This window comes from Vibrio sp. SBT000027, from assembly GCF_963894355.1.
Lineage (GTDB): Bacteria > Pseudomonadota > Gammaproteobacteria > Enterobacterales > Vibrionaceae > Vibrio > Vibrio splendidus.
The window spans coordinates 2,549,428-2,564,633 of record NZ_CAWQGD010000004.1; the positions used below are offsets into that span (position 1 = coordinate 2,549,428).

Below are 15,206 nucleotides of genomic sequence, written 5' to 3' on the forward strand. Positions count from 1 at the left end.
CTTCTCTGATCTTCTTTTCTCTGATCTACAGATACAAAAAAGCCTGCACACTGGCAGGCTTTAAAAATTTCAAATCACTATCAATTACTTAGTTAGGTCATCGAAGAAGTTTTTAACACCGCTGAAGAAACCTTCAGACTTTGGCTTGTGCTTGCTTGCCGCTTCACCACAACATGTTTCTTCGAATTCACGCAGTAGTTCTTTCTGGCGAGAGCTTAGCTTAACCGGTGTTTCAACCACTAGTTTAACGATTAGGTCACCCACACCGCCGCCACGAACGCCTTTCACGCCTTTGCCACGCATACGGAACATACGGCCCGTTTGTGTTTCTTCTGGCACTTTAAGATTTACACGACCATCTAGTGTTGGAACTTCAACTTCACCGCCTAAAGCAGCCATAGAGAAGCTTACTGGCACTTCACAGTAAAGGTTGTTGCCGTCACGCTCAAAGATATTGTGCTCTTTTACGTGTACTTGTACGTACAAGTCGCCAGCTGGAGCGCCGTGCTCCCCTGCTTCGCCTTCGCCAGATAGACGAATGCGATCACCAGTATCAACACCTGCTGGGATCTTAACGTTAAGCGTTTTCGTCTTCTGTTTGCGACCTTGACCATGACATGAGTTACATGGGTCTTTGATGATCTTGCCTTTACCGTTACAAGTAGGACAAGTCTGTTGAACCGCAAAGAAACCTTGGCGCATTTGTACCTGGCCGTGGCCATGACAAGTACCACACGTTTGTGCAGAAGAACCCGCTTTAGCACCGCTACCATCACAAATGTCACATTCAACAAGTGTTGGTACTTCAATCTCTTTAGATACACCACGAACGGCTTCTTCTAGAGAAAGCTCCATGTTGTAACGCAAATCAGAACCACGTTGTGCACGCGCTTGACCACCACCACGACGACCGCCGCCGAAGATATCGCCAAATACGTCACCGAAGATATCGCCGAAGTCACCTTGGCCACCGCCGCCGTAACCGCCGCCACCCATGCCACCTTGTTCAAAAGCTGCGTGGCCGTATTGGTCGTAAGCTGCTTTCTTTTGAGAATCGGTTAGGATCTCGTACGCTACTTTTACTTCTTTAAATTTGTCTGCTGCGCTGTCATCACCCTGATTACGGTCCGGGTGGAATTTCATCGCTAAGCGTTTGTACGCTTTTTTAATATCGCGCTCTGATGCATCGCGGCTTACGCCTAATACTTCGTAAAAATCACGTTTTGACATGTTCTAGGTCACCAAATAATTGCTACTACCGAATGATCACTTCAGTAGTCTATGTATCAATCTAGATAAAAGTTCTGCCGGCTGAAACGCCGAATAAAGCTATTATCTAGATCGACAAGTCTAAATACAAATTTACGGGCGTGAGAGTTACCTCTGACGCCCGCAATAATAAGTCTTTGAGACAAATTTCTAAGCAGATAGCTTGAGTCCTAAGTGGAAGCGCGGAGCCTACGTTAGTAGGTGAGCACTTCCGATAACGAAATCAGGCTACTCTGCGACGAAATTATTTTTTGTCTTCTTTAACTTCTTCAAACTCAGCATCAACAACGTCGTCATCTTGCTTAGGTTGTTCACCAGCGTCAGCACCAGCTTGTTCAGCTTGAGCTTTCTGTTGAGCAATTTCCATTAGCTTTTGAGCTGCTTGCATAAGTTCTTGAACTTTAGCGTCGATAGCTTCTTTGTCGTCACCAGACTTAACTGATTCTAGAGCTTCGATAGCTGCTTCGATTTTAGCTTTCTCGTCTGCAGGTAGAGCTTCACCAGCTTCTTCTACTTGCTTCTTAGTGCCGTGAATCATTTGGTCAGCTTGGTTACGTGCAGTTACTAGCTCTTCGAACTTCTTGTCAGCTTCTTTGTTAGCTTCTGCTTCTTGAACCATTGCTTCGATCTCTTCCTCAGACAAACCGCCTGATGCTTGGATAGTGATCTTCTGCTCTTTACCCGTCGCTTTATCTTTAGCAGATACGTTCAGGATACCATCAGCATCTAGGTCGAATGTTACTTCAACTTGTGGCATGCCACGTGGTGCTGGTTGGATACCTTCTAGGTTGAACTGACCAAGAGACTTGTTGTAAGTCGCTTGCTTACGCTCACCTTGAAGAACATGGATAGTTACTGCGCTTTGGTTGTCTTCAGCTGTAGAGAACACTTGATCCGCTTTAGTAGGGATAGTTGTGTTTTTCTCGATAAGCTTAGTCATTACGCCACCCATCGTTTCGATACCGAAAGATAGAGGAGTAACGTCTAGAAGAAGAACGTCTTTAACTTCACCAGCTAGTACACCACCTTGAACAGCAGCACCCATTGCAACAGCTTCGTCAGGGTTCACGTCTTTACGTGGCTCTTTACCGAAGAATTCAGTTACTTTAGCTTGAACCATAGGCATACGAGTCTGACCACCAACTAGGATAACGTCAGTGATTTCGCCTACAGATAGGTCAGCATCTGCTAGAGCAACTTTTAGTGGCTCAAGAGAACGTTGAACTAGGTCTTCAACTAGAGACTCAAGCTTCGCACGAGTCACTTTGATGTTCATGTGCTTAGGACCAGTCGCATCAGCAGTAACGTAAGGTAGGTTTACGTCAGTTTGAGTAGTAGAAGAAAGCTCGATTTTCGCTTTTTCTGCTGCTTCTTTAACACGCTGCATTGCTAGTGGATCAGATTTAAGGTTGATACCTTGCTCTTTCTTGAACTCATCTACTAGGTAGTTGATCATGCGGTTATCGAAATCTTCACCACCAAGGTGAGTATCACCGTTAGTTGAAAGAACTTCGAAAGTCTTCTCGCCTTCTACTTCATCGATTTCGATGATAGAGATATCGAATGTACCACCACCAAGGTCGTATACAGCGATAGTGCGATCACCACCTTGCTTGTCTAAGCCGTAAGCCAGAGCAGCAGCAGTAGGTTCGTTGATGATACGTTTAACATCTAGACCAGCGATACGGCCAGCATCTTTCGTTGCTTGACGTTGAGCATCGTTGAAGTAAGCAGGAACAGTTACAACTGCGCCAGTTACTTCTTCGCCTAGGAAGTCTTCAGCTGTTTTCTTCATTTTCTTAAGAACTTCAGCAGATACTTGAGGAGCAGCCATTTTTTGGCCTTGCGCTTCAACCCATGCATCACCGTTATCAGCTTTAACAATGTTAAAAGGCATGATTTCGATATCGCGTTGAACTTCTTCATCTTCAAAACGACGACCGATTAGACGCTTAATCGCGTATAGCGTGTTTTGAGGGTTAGTAACTGCTTGACGTTTCGCAGGTTGACCAACTAGCGTCTCGCCTTCAGTGTATGCGATTACCGATGCTGTTGTGCGTTCGCCTTCAGCATTTTCTAATACGCGTGGTTTGTCACCGTCAAGAACAGCAACACAAGAGTTAGTAGTACCTAAATCAATACCAATGATTCGACCCATCAGGCTTTCTCCGAATAAATTCTATTTAGTTTTTTGCTATACCCACTATGTGGGGGGTAGTAATCAGGGATTCAACCCTAATACACAAAATTTAAATGCAAATGTATTTTGCTTTCGTATGCACCATAGATAAGGGCTGCAAACTAATTTTCAAGGGAAATAGGTAAAAAAAATCTGTTTTTTCCCCTATCTTTCTACTTAAAGGTAAAAAGTGGCTTACCCCTTACTGCTTAAGGCTCGAAAGTTGACATATTCACGCGTTCATCTTCATAAATAAAATGTCTCCCTATTCTATCTCGCATAAAAAAAGACCTTCATATGGAAGGTCTTTTTTCAACTAACAGCGAGTCGAACCGTTATTGATTCTGCACTATTTTTGATTCGGCAATATTATTGATTAAGAACTAACTGGTAGAAGCTTGCTTGGGTGTAGTCACCCGCTTCCATACCACGCCACTCACAGGCAGAACTCGACTTCTTAGTATTACACTGGTTATACGCACCCGCTTTGAAGTACATCCAGTCTTGACCGTAACCAAGATCGATATCGTGTCCCTGATATTTACCCTTTGCCAAGTCAACATCATAGGTCTTCACAACAGGTTCGGCTGAGTTTGGATTTTTAGTAAAGGTTAAGTGCATGATGTTATCTTTGATATTCACATCATATGAGAACACTTCACCTAGCTTGATACCATCAGTAGGATCCGAGCTGCCTTTTTTCAGATTGTATTGGCCAAATACATCATGGCGAATGTCTTTACGAAGCTTCTTACCATTTTCATCCTTCGCATTTTTCATCTCTGTCGGCGGATTTAATTCATAGTTCCACGTTAACGAACCATGCTCATGCTCTGGCAATTTGCGGTAAACAATTTTCAGAGGTTCATTATCCGACCCATGGATTTGACCAATAACCACAGAGAATGCACCGGTTTTCTTATAGTTACCGCTGGTGCTCACCTGATCAACAGAAAGTGTTGCCGTCATCTGCCCACCGATAGAGCCAAACTCTTCCGCGTTCTTATGGCTTGAAATCGCGAAGTTGTTGCTCGGCGCAGAGTAGCTATCCGCTAGCATCGCTCTTAGCTCACTACGCGTGTTTTTACTGTTTGGCGTCGTTGGAGCTGTATTCGGAGCCACAAACACCATCGCACCAGACTCGGCATCCGTGTAGAACCATTTAGGATGAACGTAAGGCGTGTCTACATTCGACAGTTCCTTTTTACCAATCTCCAGCGTTTTACCTTTTCTAGACCCTTCAGTCGTCAGCTCCGGTAAGTTAATTTTCCATTTAGATAAATCGAAGTTTTGTGCTGGTGCTTTTGCAGGGTCAAGATTGAACTGTTGACCAATATCGTGATTAGAAGCAAGAGCGGGAGCGGCTAAAAGGCTGGCAGTCAGTAGGCCAAGGTAAGACAGCTTCATTATTGGGTTTCCTTTATGTCGTCATAATGTAGGTTGCCAGAACAATATAATAATATTGTATTATTATATGTGATCTATATTAAATATTGAAAACTGATGGCCAATTCGGCACGAGTAAAAAGAAAAAATGAGACTTAACACCAATCAAAGATCTTTTTAGCCAAGTTATCAGATAGCCCAAAGCACTTATCATCAGAAACAAAAAAGCCCCGCTCTCATTGAGCGGGGCTTCTAATTATCGAATCTTAATTAAGAATTATGCTTCTGCTTTCTTTAGCTCAGCTTCTTCGTTAGCTTCAACGCCGATTTCGTTTTCAGATTTCGCTACGATAGTGTTAACCGCAGTATCACCAACAACGTTAGAAGAAGTACAGAACATGTCACAGATACGGTCAACAGCAGCAACAATCGCTAGACCTTCTGGTGGTAAACCTAGTTGGTGCAATAGAACACCGACCATAACCACACCACCACCAGGAACACCACCAGCACCGATAGACAGTAGCAAGATAGTTAGACCTAGAGTAAAGATATCAGCAGTGTTGATTGGCTGACCGAACGCGTTTGCTACGAACATAGTTGCTAGTGCGATGTAGATAGATACACCAGACATGTTCATTGTTGCACCTAGTGGTACACCGAAACCTGCCACTGACTTAGATACGTTTAGTTTGTCCGTCAGAGTACGCATTGTTACTGGAATCGTCGCGTTCGAACTTGCAGTCGATAGTGAGAAAAGGATTTGCTCACGAGTTGCACGTAGGAACTGCTTTGGAGAAATACCAGTGAATGAACCAACCATCATTGGGTAGAAGAAGAAGATCCAGAACACAAGCATCGCTACAACAAGCGCGACATAGCCAGCAACTGACATTAGCGTGTTTGCATCAAGTGTTGCACCTAATTGAATCATCAGAGCAAATACACCGTATGGCGCAAGGCTCATTACTAGGCCGATAAGCTTCATCATGATTTCGTTAGCCATCTTGAATGTCTTGATAGCTGGGCCACCACGAGAATCAAGAGCTTGGATAGCAAGACCAGTCAGAATAGCCATAAAGATGATTTGCAGCATGTCGCCACTTGCAAATGCTTCTACAGGGTTGCTAGGAACGATATTAACAACAAGAGAGAAGATATCTGGCGTTTCAGTTGTTGTAAGCGCAATTGTCTCAGAAACTGTACCCGCTAGATTCGCACCAGCACCCGGTTGGAAAATAAGACCAATCGTTAGAGCAGCTGAAATCGCGATGATGGTGTTAATAATGTAAAGACCAAAGGTTTTACCACCAAGACGACCGAATGAACGAATATCTTTTAGCTCAACGATACCGCAAACAATAGATACGTATACAAGAGGTACTACAAGCAACTTGATAAGTGATACGAACATACCACCAGCACCTTCAGCAGCGCCGAGTAGGTACGTATCAAAAATAGCAATGCCGCTGAATAGGTACTGAATAGCAGTACCAATAATAAGGCCGGCAAACAAGCCTACAAAAATCTTACTTGAGAGCGATTTATCCATCGTTCTTCTCCAGTTTGTTGTGTTTAAAAATTGTACTTTTATAGTTATATATGCGACCCAAATCGCTATATTGCAGTGGATTTTACATACAAAGGTAACAATTAAAAGCATTTATTTACAAAAACATTACAAGTGTGACATCAAAACATTTCTTCATTAACAACCAGTTTCATAATATAAAACTCTAAATCACTGTTCTGGATAAAATAAAAAGAACGACATTCTTAATGCGATTTTGGTGACTATTCACGTGGACTCTCAAGTTACAGGCATAAAAAAAGAGAGGCATATGCCTCTCTTTTCATTTCACGTTAACCAGTGAATTGTTTTGTCGCCGCTATTTTGTTACTTCACAATTGCAATAATCAACTGCTTGGCAAACGGCCACTCAATTACTTAGCAACCATTACCATTGCAGGGCGAATAACACGGCCGTTAAGCTCGTAGCCTTTCTGCATAACAAACATCACAGTGTTTGACTCGTGGTCTGGGCTTTCTTGAATCGACATGGCTTGGTGGAATTCAGGGTTGAATGCTTCACCTTCAGGGTTGATCTCTGTAAGACCAAATTTAGCCACTGTATCTACGAACGTTTTGTGAGTTAGCTCAACACCTTCAAGAATCGGCTTAACCGCTTCGTTCTCAGCATCTGCAGCTTGTACTGCACGCTCTAGGTTATCGATAACAGGTAGTAGGCCTTCAGCGAATTTGTTTAGCGCGTATTTACGTGCTTTATCCACTTCTTGCTCAGTACGACGACGCATATTCTCAACTTCAGCCTTTGCGCGAAGAACAGAATCTTGCTGCTCTTTCACTTTAGACTCACTAGAAAGCAGTGCGGCTTCTAATTGAGCAATTTTTGATTCCTGCTCATCAGCCGCGTCTTCATTCAGTTCAGCTTCTTCAACTTTCTCAGCTTCAGCAATGATCTGATCTAGCTCTTCTTCGGTTACTTTGTTTTCTTCGTTGCTCATGATATCTCCAGAATTCGTTTTCAATGCCAGTGACAGGCGTGTTTGCGCCTCAAATTGATATAAAACACTCGCATAGACGTTCAACTTGCCTTTATTATGGGGATGAAGAATTTTGATTCAAGCCTAATTCGTTTGGAAACGTTATGAAAAAGCCATTTGAAGTCATCGCAATTATTGGTAAACCTCGAGATCAACAAGCAATTCAGACTCATAGAGAGCTCTATCAGTGGTTAAGTACTGAGGGTTATCAAGTGTTTGTTGATGATAGGCTCTCCAGCATTTTGGACGATATCCCACAAGAACATTTTTCTAGCCTGATTGAATTGGGTAAACGTGCCGATCTCGCAATTGTTGTGGGTGGTGATGGAAATATGCTCGGTGCCGCTAGAATCTTGTCACGTTTCGACATTTCAGTGATAGGTGTTAACCGAGGTAATCTTGGTTTCCTAACCGATCTCAACCCTGAAAACTTCCAGAGCGCGCTGACTGATGTGCTTAAGGGAGAGTTCATGGAAGAAGAGCGCTTCTTACTTGAAACTGAAATTCATCGTCACGGCCAGATAAAAAGCCACAATGCAGCCCTTAATGAGGCTGTACTGCACCCCGGCCAAGTCGCGCACATGATCGAGTTCGAAGTGTATATTGATGACAGCTTCGCCTTCTCACAGCGCTCTGATGGCTTAATCGTCTCAACACCGACAGGTTCTACTGCTTATTCGCTTTCTGGCGGCGGCCCTATCCTGTCATCAAGCCTAAATGCTATCTCACTAGTGCCAATGTTCCCGCACACCCTTTCAAGCCGCCCACTGGTGGTGGATGGAAAACGTCGTATCAAGTTGATCGTATCGCCTGATAACCGCGGCACTCAAGAAGTCAGCTGCGATGGTCAAATCTCGTTACCGGTTTCTCCTGGCGACGAGATCCATATTTACCAAAGCCCAAATGTGCTCAAGCTAATCCACCCTAAAGACTACAATTACTACCATGTTCTACGTAACAAACTAGGCTGGTCGAGTAAGCTGTTCTAAAAGAATAAACGCTCCAGTGGTAACCGAAAATTTGAAAGGCTGACGACATTCGTCAGCCTTTTTTATTGCCAGTAAAAAGCCCGTCGGCTCACGCTTCTCTTCAATTCCTTATACCGTCAGTCCCGAGAAGGAGGAACGACTGAGTTGGGAATCTATAGCGGTATCAGTGATCTACGGACGCACTCAATTCTGAGTTCGGTCACAAAAAATTTTCACCTGTCGACTTTACTGTATAAAGAAACAGTATATACTGAGCTTATATACAGTATTGTTCAGTTATACAGGTAAATAAAAATGCTGGCTCATCTAAGTGTTAATAATTTCGCTATTGTTAAGTCTTTACAGCTAGAACTTTCTAAAGGCATGACAACAATCACCGGTGAAACTGGTGCGGGTAAATCTATCGCTATCGATGCTTTAGGCTTATGTCTTGGAGGAAGATCAGATGCGGGAATGGTTCGACAAGGTGAAGAAAAAACCGAAGTCAGTGCTGCTTTTTTACTTGAGAACAATCTACACGCTACCCGCTGGTTAGAAGACAACGAATTGCTTGATGGCAGTGAATGCATCTTGCGCAGAACCATCTCAAAAGAAGGTCGCTCTCGCGCATTCATTAACGGCAGTCCTGTCCCTCTTTCACAATTGAAATCGCTTGGGCAGCTGTTGATCAACATTCACGGTCAACACGCGCACCATCAATTGATGAAGAGCGATTACCAAATGGCCATGCTTGATCAATACGCAGGCCACTTGAACCTGTTGAAATCGACACGTAATGCTTACCAAGCCTGGCGACAAGCCGATAACCACTTGAAAGAGTTACGTGAAAATAGCCAGCAAAATCAAGCTCAAAAACAACTTCTTGAATACCAAATCAAAGAGTTAAATGAGCTGTCTATTGGGGAGGAAGAATATGAAGACCTCGAACAAGAGCATAAGCGCCTCTCCAATAGCGGAGAATTGGCCACAACCTGTCAGCAAGCTATCGAGCTTATTTATGAAGGCGAAGAAGTTAATGCGCTTGGTATTCTGCAATCGGCCAATAACTCCCTGATTCAGTTAGCTGAGCTTGATGAAAGATTGGCTGAATTACCGAGCTTACTGTCTGAAGCCATTATTCAGATTGAAGAGACCAATAACGAATTAAGAACCTACCTAGACAGCATTGATGTCGATCCAGGTCGTATGGCTTACGTTGAAGAGCGTTTCTCTAAAGTGATGTCGATGTCTCGTAAGCACCACGTATTACCAGAAGAGCTTTACAAGCACCATCAAGACTTATTACAACAGGTTGAAGCGCTTGATTGCTCCGATGAAAAACTCGAAGACCTAGCAAACGAGGTAGAAAACCAATACCAATCGTTCGTTGCCAAATCAGAGAAGCTTCATAAATCTCGAACTCGTTATGCAAAAGAGCTCAACAAACTGATCACGCAAAGCATGCACGAACTGAGCATGGAAAAAGCGCAGTTTGCCATTGAAGTGAACAACACCAACACGCACCCTTCCCCATTGGGTATGGATAACGTGACCTTCATTGTTTCGACCAACCCAGGCCAACCAATGCAGCCAATTGCCAAAGTAGCTTCTGGTGGTGAGTTATCACGAATCTCACTGGCGATTCAGGTGATAACAGCGCAAAAAGTGGATACACCAAGCCTTATTTTCGATGAAGTAGATGTGGGTATCAGTGGACCAACGGCTGCGGTTGTCGGAAAAATGCTACGTAAGCTGGGCGAATCTACGCAGGTGATGTGTGTAACTCACTTACCTCAAGTTGCCGGTTGCGGTCACCAACAGCTGTTTGTTGCGAAGAACACGAAATCAGGTAAAACCGAGACTCAAATGCACACGCTTGATGAACAACAACGCGTTTCAGAGCTTGCTCGACTGCTTGGTGGCAGCCAAATTACCGAATCGACACTTGCCAATGCAAAAGAGTTATTAATCGCAGCTTAGGTTACATATTCGGCAACTTTCTGATAATTTACCGAAAATTCTTGGCAATTTTGCAACTTAATTCAAAATTGCCAGTCATAACAAGCTCAAAGCGCAAGGAGCTTTTTACTTCTTGCTGGAGCTTGTTTATTATCAGGCAGTATTTTAGCGAAGAAAGATCTCAAACTATGCGAATTAAAAAGTGGTTAGTTGCAGTTCCACTTGCACTAACAATGTTGACCGGTTGCTCTCTACTAGAGAAGTTGGTTTATCGAATTGACATCAATCAGGGTAACTATGTTGAACAAGAAGCTGTCGATCAGCTCAAGTTTGGCATGACAAAAACACAAGTTCGTTACGTTATGGGCTCACCAATGCTTATCGAAAACGGCTACCCAGATACGTGGTATTACATTTACCACCACCAAAAAGGCCATGAAGACCCTATTCAGAAAAACCTAGTCGTTAACTTTGATGCCACAGGCACTCTAGTAACGATCAACGGTGATTTTGAAGCCAGTGATGAGTTCTTCGAAAGCCTTCGCTAGCTTTCAACCAACAAAGCTTTCCAGTCAACAAAGCTCTTAGCCGATAAAGCTATCAGTCGACAAAGCTATCGGTCGACAAAGCAAGAATCGCAAAAGCCTGCTAACACGAGCAGGCTTTTTAATATCCGCTAACAAATTAAGTGCGTTGTCTAACCAACAGGCACAAAAAAGCTCGCCAATATAGCGAGCTCTCTTCTTAGTCGAATTTGTTTAGCATTACGATTTAGCAGCTGCTGCTTTCGCTTGCTCAGCACGCTTACGGCGAATCTCTTTTGGATCGGCTAACAGTGCACGGTAGATTTCGATACGGTCTTTATCACGAACCGTCGCATCTAGCTTAACGTTACGGCTGAACACGCCAACCTTATTTTTCGCTAAGTCGATTTCTGGATACAGTTCCAAAACACCAGACTGCGCAATAATCTCTTCCACAGTCGCGTTTTTGTTCACCACCAAGGTAAACACACGCTGTTCGTGCGGAAGCGCAAACACAACCTCTACGTGGATCATATCCGATTCAATAGTCATGGCTTAATAAACCTGTTTCGCGCGTTGAGTAAAAGCACTGACCATATTGCTCGTCAGCTCATTGAAAACCTTACCAAATGCCATTTCAATCATTCGGCTAGAAAATTCAAACTCCAACTTAAGCTCAACCTTACACGCTTGCTCATCGAGCGGAGTAAAATACCAACCGCCCTGCAATTTTTTGAACGGGCCGTCCACCAGCTCCATCAAGATCTCAGCACCATCCGCTAAGCGGTTCGATGTGGTAAATGTTTTGCTGATACCAGCTTTAGAGACATCAACCGAAGCCACCATAGTTGAATCTGAAGATTCGATCACACGTGAACCAGAACACCCTGGCAAAAACTCGTGATAACGAGCAACATCATTGACCAAGCTGAACATCTGGTCGGCACTAAACGACACTAATGCTGAACGAGTAACCTTTGGCATATAGACTCCTGTTAAAGACAGCGTTACATTAACACAAACTGCAATTTTAATTGTATTGGGCCAGAGCGCAAATAAAAAGGATTCCCCAACTAGGGTGCAATCCGTATAATGAGGCCATTATGGCAAAGAATAAATCAAAATCAAAAGCCGGTAGTAATACCATTGCGCTTAATAAGAAAGCTCGCCACGAATATTTCATCGATGATGAGATAGAAGCGGGGCTTGAGCTACAAGGCTGGGAAGTAAAATCCCTACGTGAAGGCAAAACCAATATCGCAGAAAGCTACGTCTACATCCGAGACGGCGAAGCATTCATCAGTGGTATGACGATCACTCCGCTCACTCAGGCGAGTACTCATATCGTGGCGAACCCAACACGTATCCGTAAACTACTTATGTCGAGAAAAGAGCTCGACAACCTTATCGGTCGTATTAACCGTGAAGGCATGACACTTGTCGCAACCGCACTTTACTGGTCTCGCTCTTGGGCGAAGATTAAAGTTGGCGTAGCGAAAGGTAAAAAGCTGCACGATAAACGTACTGATATGAAAGAAAAAGATTGGGCGAGAGATAAAGCACGAATTATGAAGAGTAATTTGCGTTAATTTTAAGCACTTAAACGCACAGTGCTAGACAGGCAATGCTTTTCTGGTACTATGCAAATAACACTTGGGGCTGATTTAGGATTCGACAGGAATTTTGAAGTCTGAGGTGCATGCCGTGGGGCGGTTGGCCACGTTAAAAGCCGCAAAAAAATAGTCGCAAACGACGAAAACTACGCACTAGCAGCTTAATAACCTGCTCAGAGCTCTCTTACCCTAGCTTCCGCTCGTAAGACGGGGACCAATAAGAGATCAAACCCAAACTAGCTAGCGCGGATTCTCCCACCTGAGAGGAAAAGCGCGAATAACAATTCAGGTTAGCCTTTAACTAGCGTGTCGGTTCGCAGGTTGCTGGTGAAATTAAAGATCGACTAAGCATGTAGTACCAATGATGAATGATTTTTGGACGCGGGTTCAACTCCCGCCAGCTCCACCAAACGTTTGGAAAGGGCCAACTCGAAAGAGTTGGCCCTTTTTTTATCTTTATTTTACTTGCCACAATATGACAATTTACATTTATAACAATGAGTTACTATTAGCACGCCGACAATAAAACCAGACACTCAATAAAAAACCACACATCCCTTTGCTGAAATGTGTGGCCGTTTAGAACTGTTCTCTTACGAACTTAGATAAGTTTAGGTGTTAATCCATATCACCCAACAAGTAATCTTCATCGCTACTCACTACCGCGCCGTGCTTCAAGAAGTTCTTACCTAGGATCATGCTGTATTCAAAGCGAGAGCGATCTTGAAGGTTTACCCTCACCTCTTTCTCTAAGTCTCCGAGCTTAACCTTCATTTCTACTACAGGGCGAATGTTCACCTTCTCGCCTTTCTTGGCTTTAATGCGCATTACATCAATCACTGGCTTGGTGAAATCTTGCTTATCGCCTTGGTTGTTTTGATAGGTAAAACTCACCATGTCTTGGCCGTCTTTCTTAAATCGTTTGATGTTGACTGCATTCATTGAGCTCACATCCGCACCAGTGTCGAGCTTGGCCGGGAACTTCATACCGTTCACTTCAACAACTTCGATGTGCCCTACTTTAAACAGCGGCTCAGCTTTCAAAAGGTAGTCAGATCGAGTGTTCACATACACACCGTCTTTTGCCATCTTCTTGCCTAAAATAAAGTACGCTTCTTTCTCATTTGTATTGAGCACATCGATGGCAAACTCTTGCGTACGCACTTTTCCTGACACCGCAAACTCACCACTTACAACCGGACGAGTATCATCACCGACTTTAAGCTTCTTAATAATTGGCTTGGTCACCTTCTGCTTCTCACCATTTACATCTGTAAGGTAAAATTCAACGGAGGCATCTTTGCCTTTACCTGTCATTTCAAAACTGTCGACCTTCAACAGAGGCGTGTTGACAGTGAAAGAGGCAACGGCCTTGAGTGGGAAGTCATCAAGGGTGATGTCCTCTTCTGGAGAAATAACCAAAGGTTCACTCTTTTTAGCGACGTCACTAAAACTTTCTGAACCTTCAGAAAGAATATTTTCTGCATTGGTATCAATCATGAAAAGTTCACTGGCGGTACTGGTACCAAATCTCAACTGCGACTCACTACTCGAGCGCTCACGTAGGTACACCAGAACGTCTTTAGTTGTGTTTTCATCGAGTTGAACCGGCACATACACCAAAGGTCTTTTCTTACCACTCACGCTTAACATACGAACTAATGGCAGTGTCATCTCTTTCTGCTTGCCATCGTTGTCGAACATATCAAACGTCACTTCACTGTTCTTCTTATCTACATCGATGTCTTTTGCATGAAGGATGCTGTAGCGATTTTTTAATGAGAAGGTCGCGTTCATCGCCATTCCAGAGATAGACACCACCTCTTTTCGGCCAACAACGGTCGCGTTTTCCTGCTCTTGCAAGTAGTCATAGCCCGCAAACACTAAAGCGTTATCCGCAAGGAAGGTTTTACCAATCAGCACAGGCGCAGAGAAATGGCTTCTGTCGGTCAGGTTAACATCGGTTTTTAGCTCTTGGTCTGCAATGGTGAGCGACATTTTTACGGTAGGACGAAGCAAAGGTGTGCTGCTGGTGCGGCTTCGTATCATGCTGACACGCTCTAAAGGCGCTTCGATTAATACCATATCTCCCGTACGTGGGTTTTGAACCTTGAAAGAGACCACAGCTTCATATTTCGCAAAGGTACTTCCATTCCAATCATCGTAATCAACATCGGAATTATTCAACAAGTCTTCGGTTAATGCCGCCATCAACTCTTTGTCTTTGAGGTTTTTGTAGTCGGCATTCGTGCTCTTCACATGAATATCTTCAGCATGCATAGAAGTGGTTTCTGCACCGGTATCAATTTTACCAATGAAAGGAACGTCTTTTAGCCCTTGAACACTAGAGAGGTATACATTCTCTGTACGGCCTAATACCGCCTTACCATCGAGTTCGTAAGTCGGGTTTTGAGTGGTAGGTGAAGTGTCAGTAGCCAAAGTATATTGTGAAAAAAGTAGAGTGCTTAAAAGAGTTAGAGCCAAAGGTATCTTTTTCATTAGTTGGTCCGTTGTGATCAGTTCACTAATAATACTGGCGATTCGGTAAAGAGTTCCCCCACCAGTAATGGTTCTCACAAAACGTTAACGCTATGAGTTTTTCAATGACAAACCGATGACTTTGCGCTGCATTCGCTTATCGATTATTGACTAATGGATACCCAATAATCTTTTCAATACTCGGTGTTCTATTGGAGAAATGAATACAAAAAAGGCCAACGACAAGCGCTGACCTTAGCGATTC

General features: G+C 43.6%; 12 protein-coding genes and 1 other RNA gene. 5 read left to right on the forward strand and 8 right to left on the reverse strand.

Annotated features, from left to right (window positions below; translation table 11 throughout):
* Positions 1 to 84 precede the first annotated feature (84 nt).
* From dnaJ to grpE, 5 genes are all read right to left on the reverse strand, one after another.
* Entirely contained in the window at positions 85 to 1,230 is a 1,146-nt protein-coding gene (gene dnaJ / locus AACU28_RS21315) for a molecular chaperone DnaJ (RefSeq protein ID WP_004735166.1), read from the reverse strand.
* A gap of 283 nt (positions 1,231 to 1,513) precedes the next feature.
* Positions 1,514 to 3,427, reverse strand: a complete 1,914-nt coding sequence (gene dnaK, locus AACU28_RS21320; RefSeq protein ID WP_004735165.1) for a molecular chaperone DnaK — start codon at positions 3,425 to 3,427, stop codon at positions 1,514 to 1,516.
* Between the two features lie 390 nt (positions 3,428 to 3,817).
* The gene (locus AACU28_RS21325) at positions 3,818 to 4,855 is read right to left on the reverse strand and encodes a polysaccharide lyase family 7 protein (RefSeq protein WP_121603562.1); all 1,038 of its coding nucleotides are present in this window, start codon (positions 4,853 to 4,855) and stop codon (positions 3,818 to 3,820) included.
* A gap of 256 nt (positions 4,856 to 5,111) precedes the next feature.
* Positions 5,112 to 6,386 (reverse strand): dicarboxylate/amino acid:cation symporter, encoded by a 1,275-nt coding sequence (locus AACU28_RS21330; protein ID WP_004735163.1) that lies wholly within the window; start codon positions 6,384 to 6,386, stop codon positions 5,112 to 5,114.
* Between the two features lie 392 nt (positions 6,387 to 6,778).
* Positions 6,779 to 7,360, reverse strand: coding sequence for a nucleotide exchange factor GrpE (gene grpE, locus AACU28_RS21335; RefSeq protein WP_017059864.1), 582 nt, complete (start codon positions 7,358 to 7,360; stop codon positions 6,779 to 6,781).
* Positions 7,361 to 7,503: 143 nt separating this feature from the next.
* Here grpE and nadK point away from each other — a divergent pair, with 143 nt between their 5' ends.
* The 3 genes from nadK (at position 7,504) to bamE (ending at position 10,874) form a co-directional block, all read left to right on the forward strand.
* Positions 7,504 to 8,388: an NAD(+) kinase gene (gene nadK, locus AACU28_RS21340; protein WP_004735161.1), complete on the forward strand. Its 885-nt coding sequence runs from the start codon at positions 7,504 to 7,506 to the stop codon at positions 8,386 to 8,388.
* A gap of 294 nt (positions 8,389 to 8,682) precedes the next feature.
* Positions 8,683 to 10,347 carry a DNA repair protein RecN gene (gene recN, locus AACU28_RS21345; RefSeq protein WP_065682545.1) on the forward strand — a complete coding sequence of 555 codons (1,665 nt, stop codon included), beginning with the start codon at positions 8,683 to 8,685 and terminating at the stop codon, positions 10,345 to 10,347.
* Between the two features lie 167 nt (positions 10,348 to 10,514).
* Positions 10,515 to 10,874, forward strand: a complete 360-nt coding sequence (gene bamE, locus AACU28_RS21350; RefSeq protein ID WP_004735159.1) for an outer membrane protein assembly factor BamE — start codon at positions 10,515 to 10,517, stop codon at positions 10,872 to 10,874.
* A gap of 216 nt (positions 10,875 to 11,090) precedes the next feature.
* Here the strand turns inward: bamE and AACU28_RS21355 are convergent, their stop codons facing one another.
* Together AACU28_RS21355 and AACU28_RS21360 are read right to left on the reverse strand one after the other, a co-directional pair.
* Complete coding sequence (locus tag AACU28_RS21355) at positions 11,091 to 11,402, reverse strand: RnfH family protein (RefSeq protein WP_004735158.1); 312 nt, start codon at positions 11,400 to 11,402, stop codon at positions 11,091 to 11,093.
* 3 nt (positions 11,403 to 11,405) lie between these two features.
* Positions 11,406 to 11,834: an SRPBCC family protein gene (locus tag AACU28_RS21360; protein ID WP_004735157.1), complete on the reverse strand. Its 429-nt coding sequence runs from the start codon at positions 11,832 to 11,834 to the stop codon at positions 11,406 to 11,408.
* A 119-nt stretch (positions 11,835 to 11,953) separates the two neighbouring features.
* On the opposite strand from AACU28_RS21360, the gene smpB reads away from it, so the two are divergent.
* The gene (gene smpB / locus AACU28_RS21365; RefSeq protein ID WP_004735156.1) at positions 11,954 to 12,439 is read left to right on the forward strand and encodes an SsrA-binding protein SmpB; all 486 of its coding nucleotides are present in this window, start codon (positions 11,954 to 11,956) and stop codon (positions 12,437 to 12,439) included.
* Positions 12,440 to 12,505: 66 nt separating this feature from the next.
* Positions 12,506 to 12,872, forward strand: a transfer-messenger RNA (tmRNA) gene (gene ssrA / locus AACU28_RS21370).
* A 209-nt stretch (positions 12,873 to 13,081) separates the two neighbouring features.
* Here ssrA and AACU28_RS21375 read toward each other — a convergent pair.
* Positions 13,082 to 14,962, reverse strand: a complete 1,881-nt coding sequence (locus AACU28_RS21375; protein ID WP_121603563.1) for an ATP-dependent zinc protease family protein — start codon at positions 14,960 to 14,962, stop codon at positions 13,082 to 13,084.
* Positions 14,963 to 15,206: the final 244 nt, after the last annotated feature.

What these genes read in the sequence shown, in the direction of transcription:
- dnaJ (WP_004735166.1), bottom strand. Translation starts at nt 1,230, where the DNA reads ATGTCAAAACGTGATTTTTACGAAGTATTAGGCGTAAGCCGCGATGCA.
- dnaK (WP_004735165.1), bottom strand. Translation starts at nt 3,427, where the DNA reads ATGGGTCGAATCATTGGTATTGATTTAGGTACTACTAACTCTTGTGTT.
- AACU28_RS21325 (WP_121603562.1), bottom strand. Translation starts at nt 4,855, where the DNA reads ATGAAGCTGTCTTACCTTGGCCTACTGACTGCCAGCCTTTTAGCCGCT.
- AACU28_RS21330 (WP_004735163.1), bottom strand. Translation starts at nt 6,386, where the DNA reads ATGGATAAATCGCTCTCAAGTAAGATTTTTGTAGGCTTGTTTGCCGGC.
- grpE (WP_017059864.1), bottom strand. Translation starts at nt 7,360, where the DNA reads ATGAGCAACGAAGAAAACAAAGTAACCGAAGAAGAGCTAGATCAGATC.
- nadK (WP_004735161.1), top strand. Translation starts at nt 7,504, where the DNA reads ATGAAAAAGCCATTTGAAGTCATCGCAATTATTGGTAAACCTCGAGAT.
- recN (WP_065682545.1), top strand. Translation starts at nt 8,683, where the DNA reads ATGCTGGCTCATCTAAGTGTTAATAATTTCGCTATTGTTAAGTCTTTA.
- bamE (WP_004735159.1), top strand. Translation starts at nt 10,515, where the DNA reads ATGCGAATTAAAAAGTGGTTAGTTGCAGTTCCACTTGCACTAACAATG.
- AACU28_RS21355 (WP_004735158.1), bottom strand. Translation starts at nt 11,402, where the DNA reads ATGACTATTGAATCGGATATGATCCACGTAGAGGTTGTGTTTGCGCTT.
- AACU28_RS21360 (WP_004735157.1), bottom strand. Translation starts at nt 11,834, where the DNA reads ATGCCAAAGGTTACTCGTTCAGCATTAGTGTCGTTTAGTGCCGACCAG.
- smpB (WP_004735156.1), top strand. Translation starts at nt 11,954, where the DNA reads ATGGCAAAGAATAAATCAAAATCAAAAGCCGGTAGTAATACCATTGCG.
- AACU28_RS21375 (WP_121603563.1), bottom strand. Translation starts at nt 14,962, where the DNA reads ATGAAAAAGATACCTTTGGCTCTAACTCTTTTAAGCACTCTACTTTTT.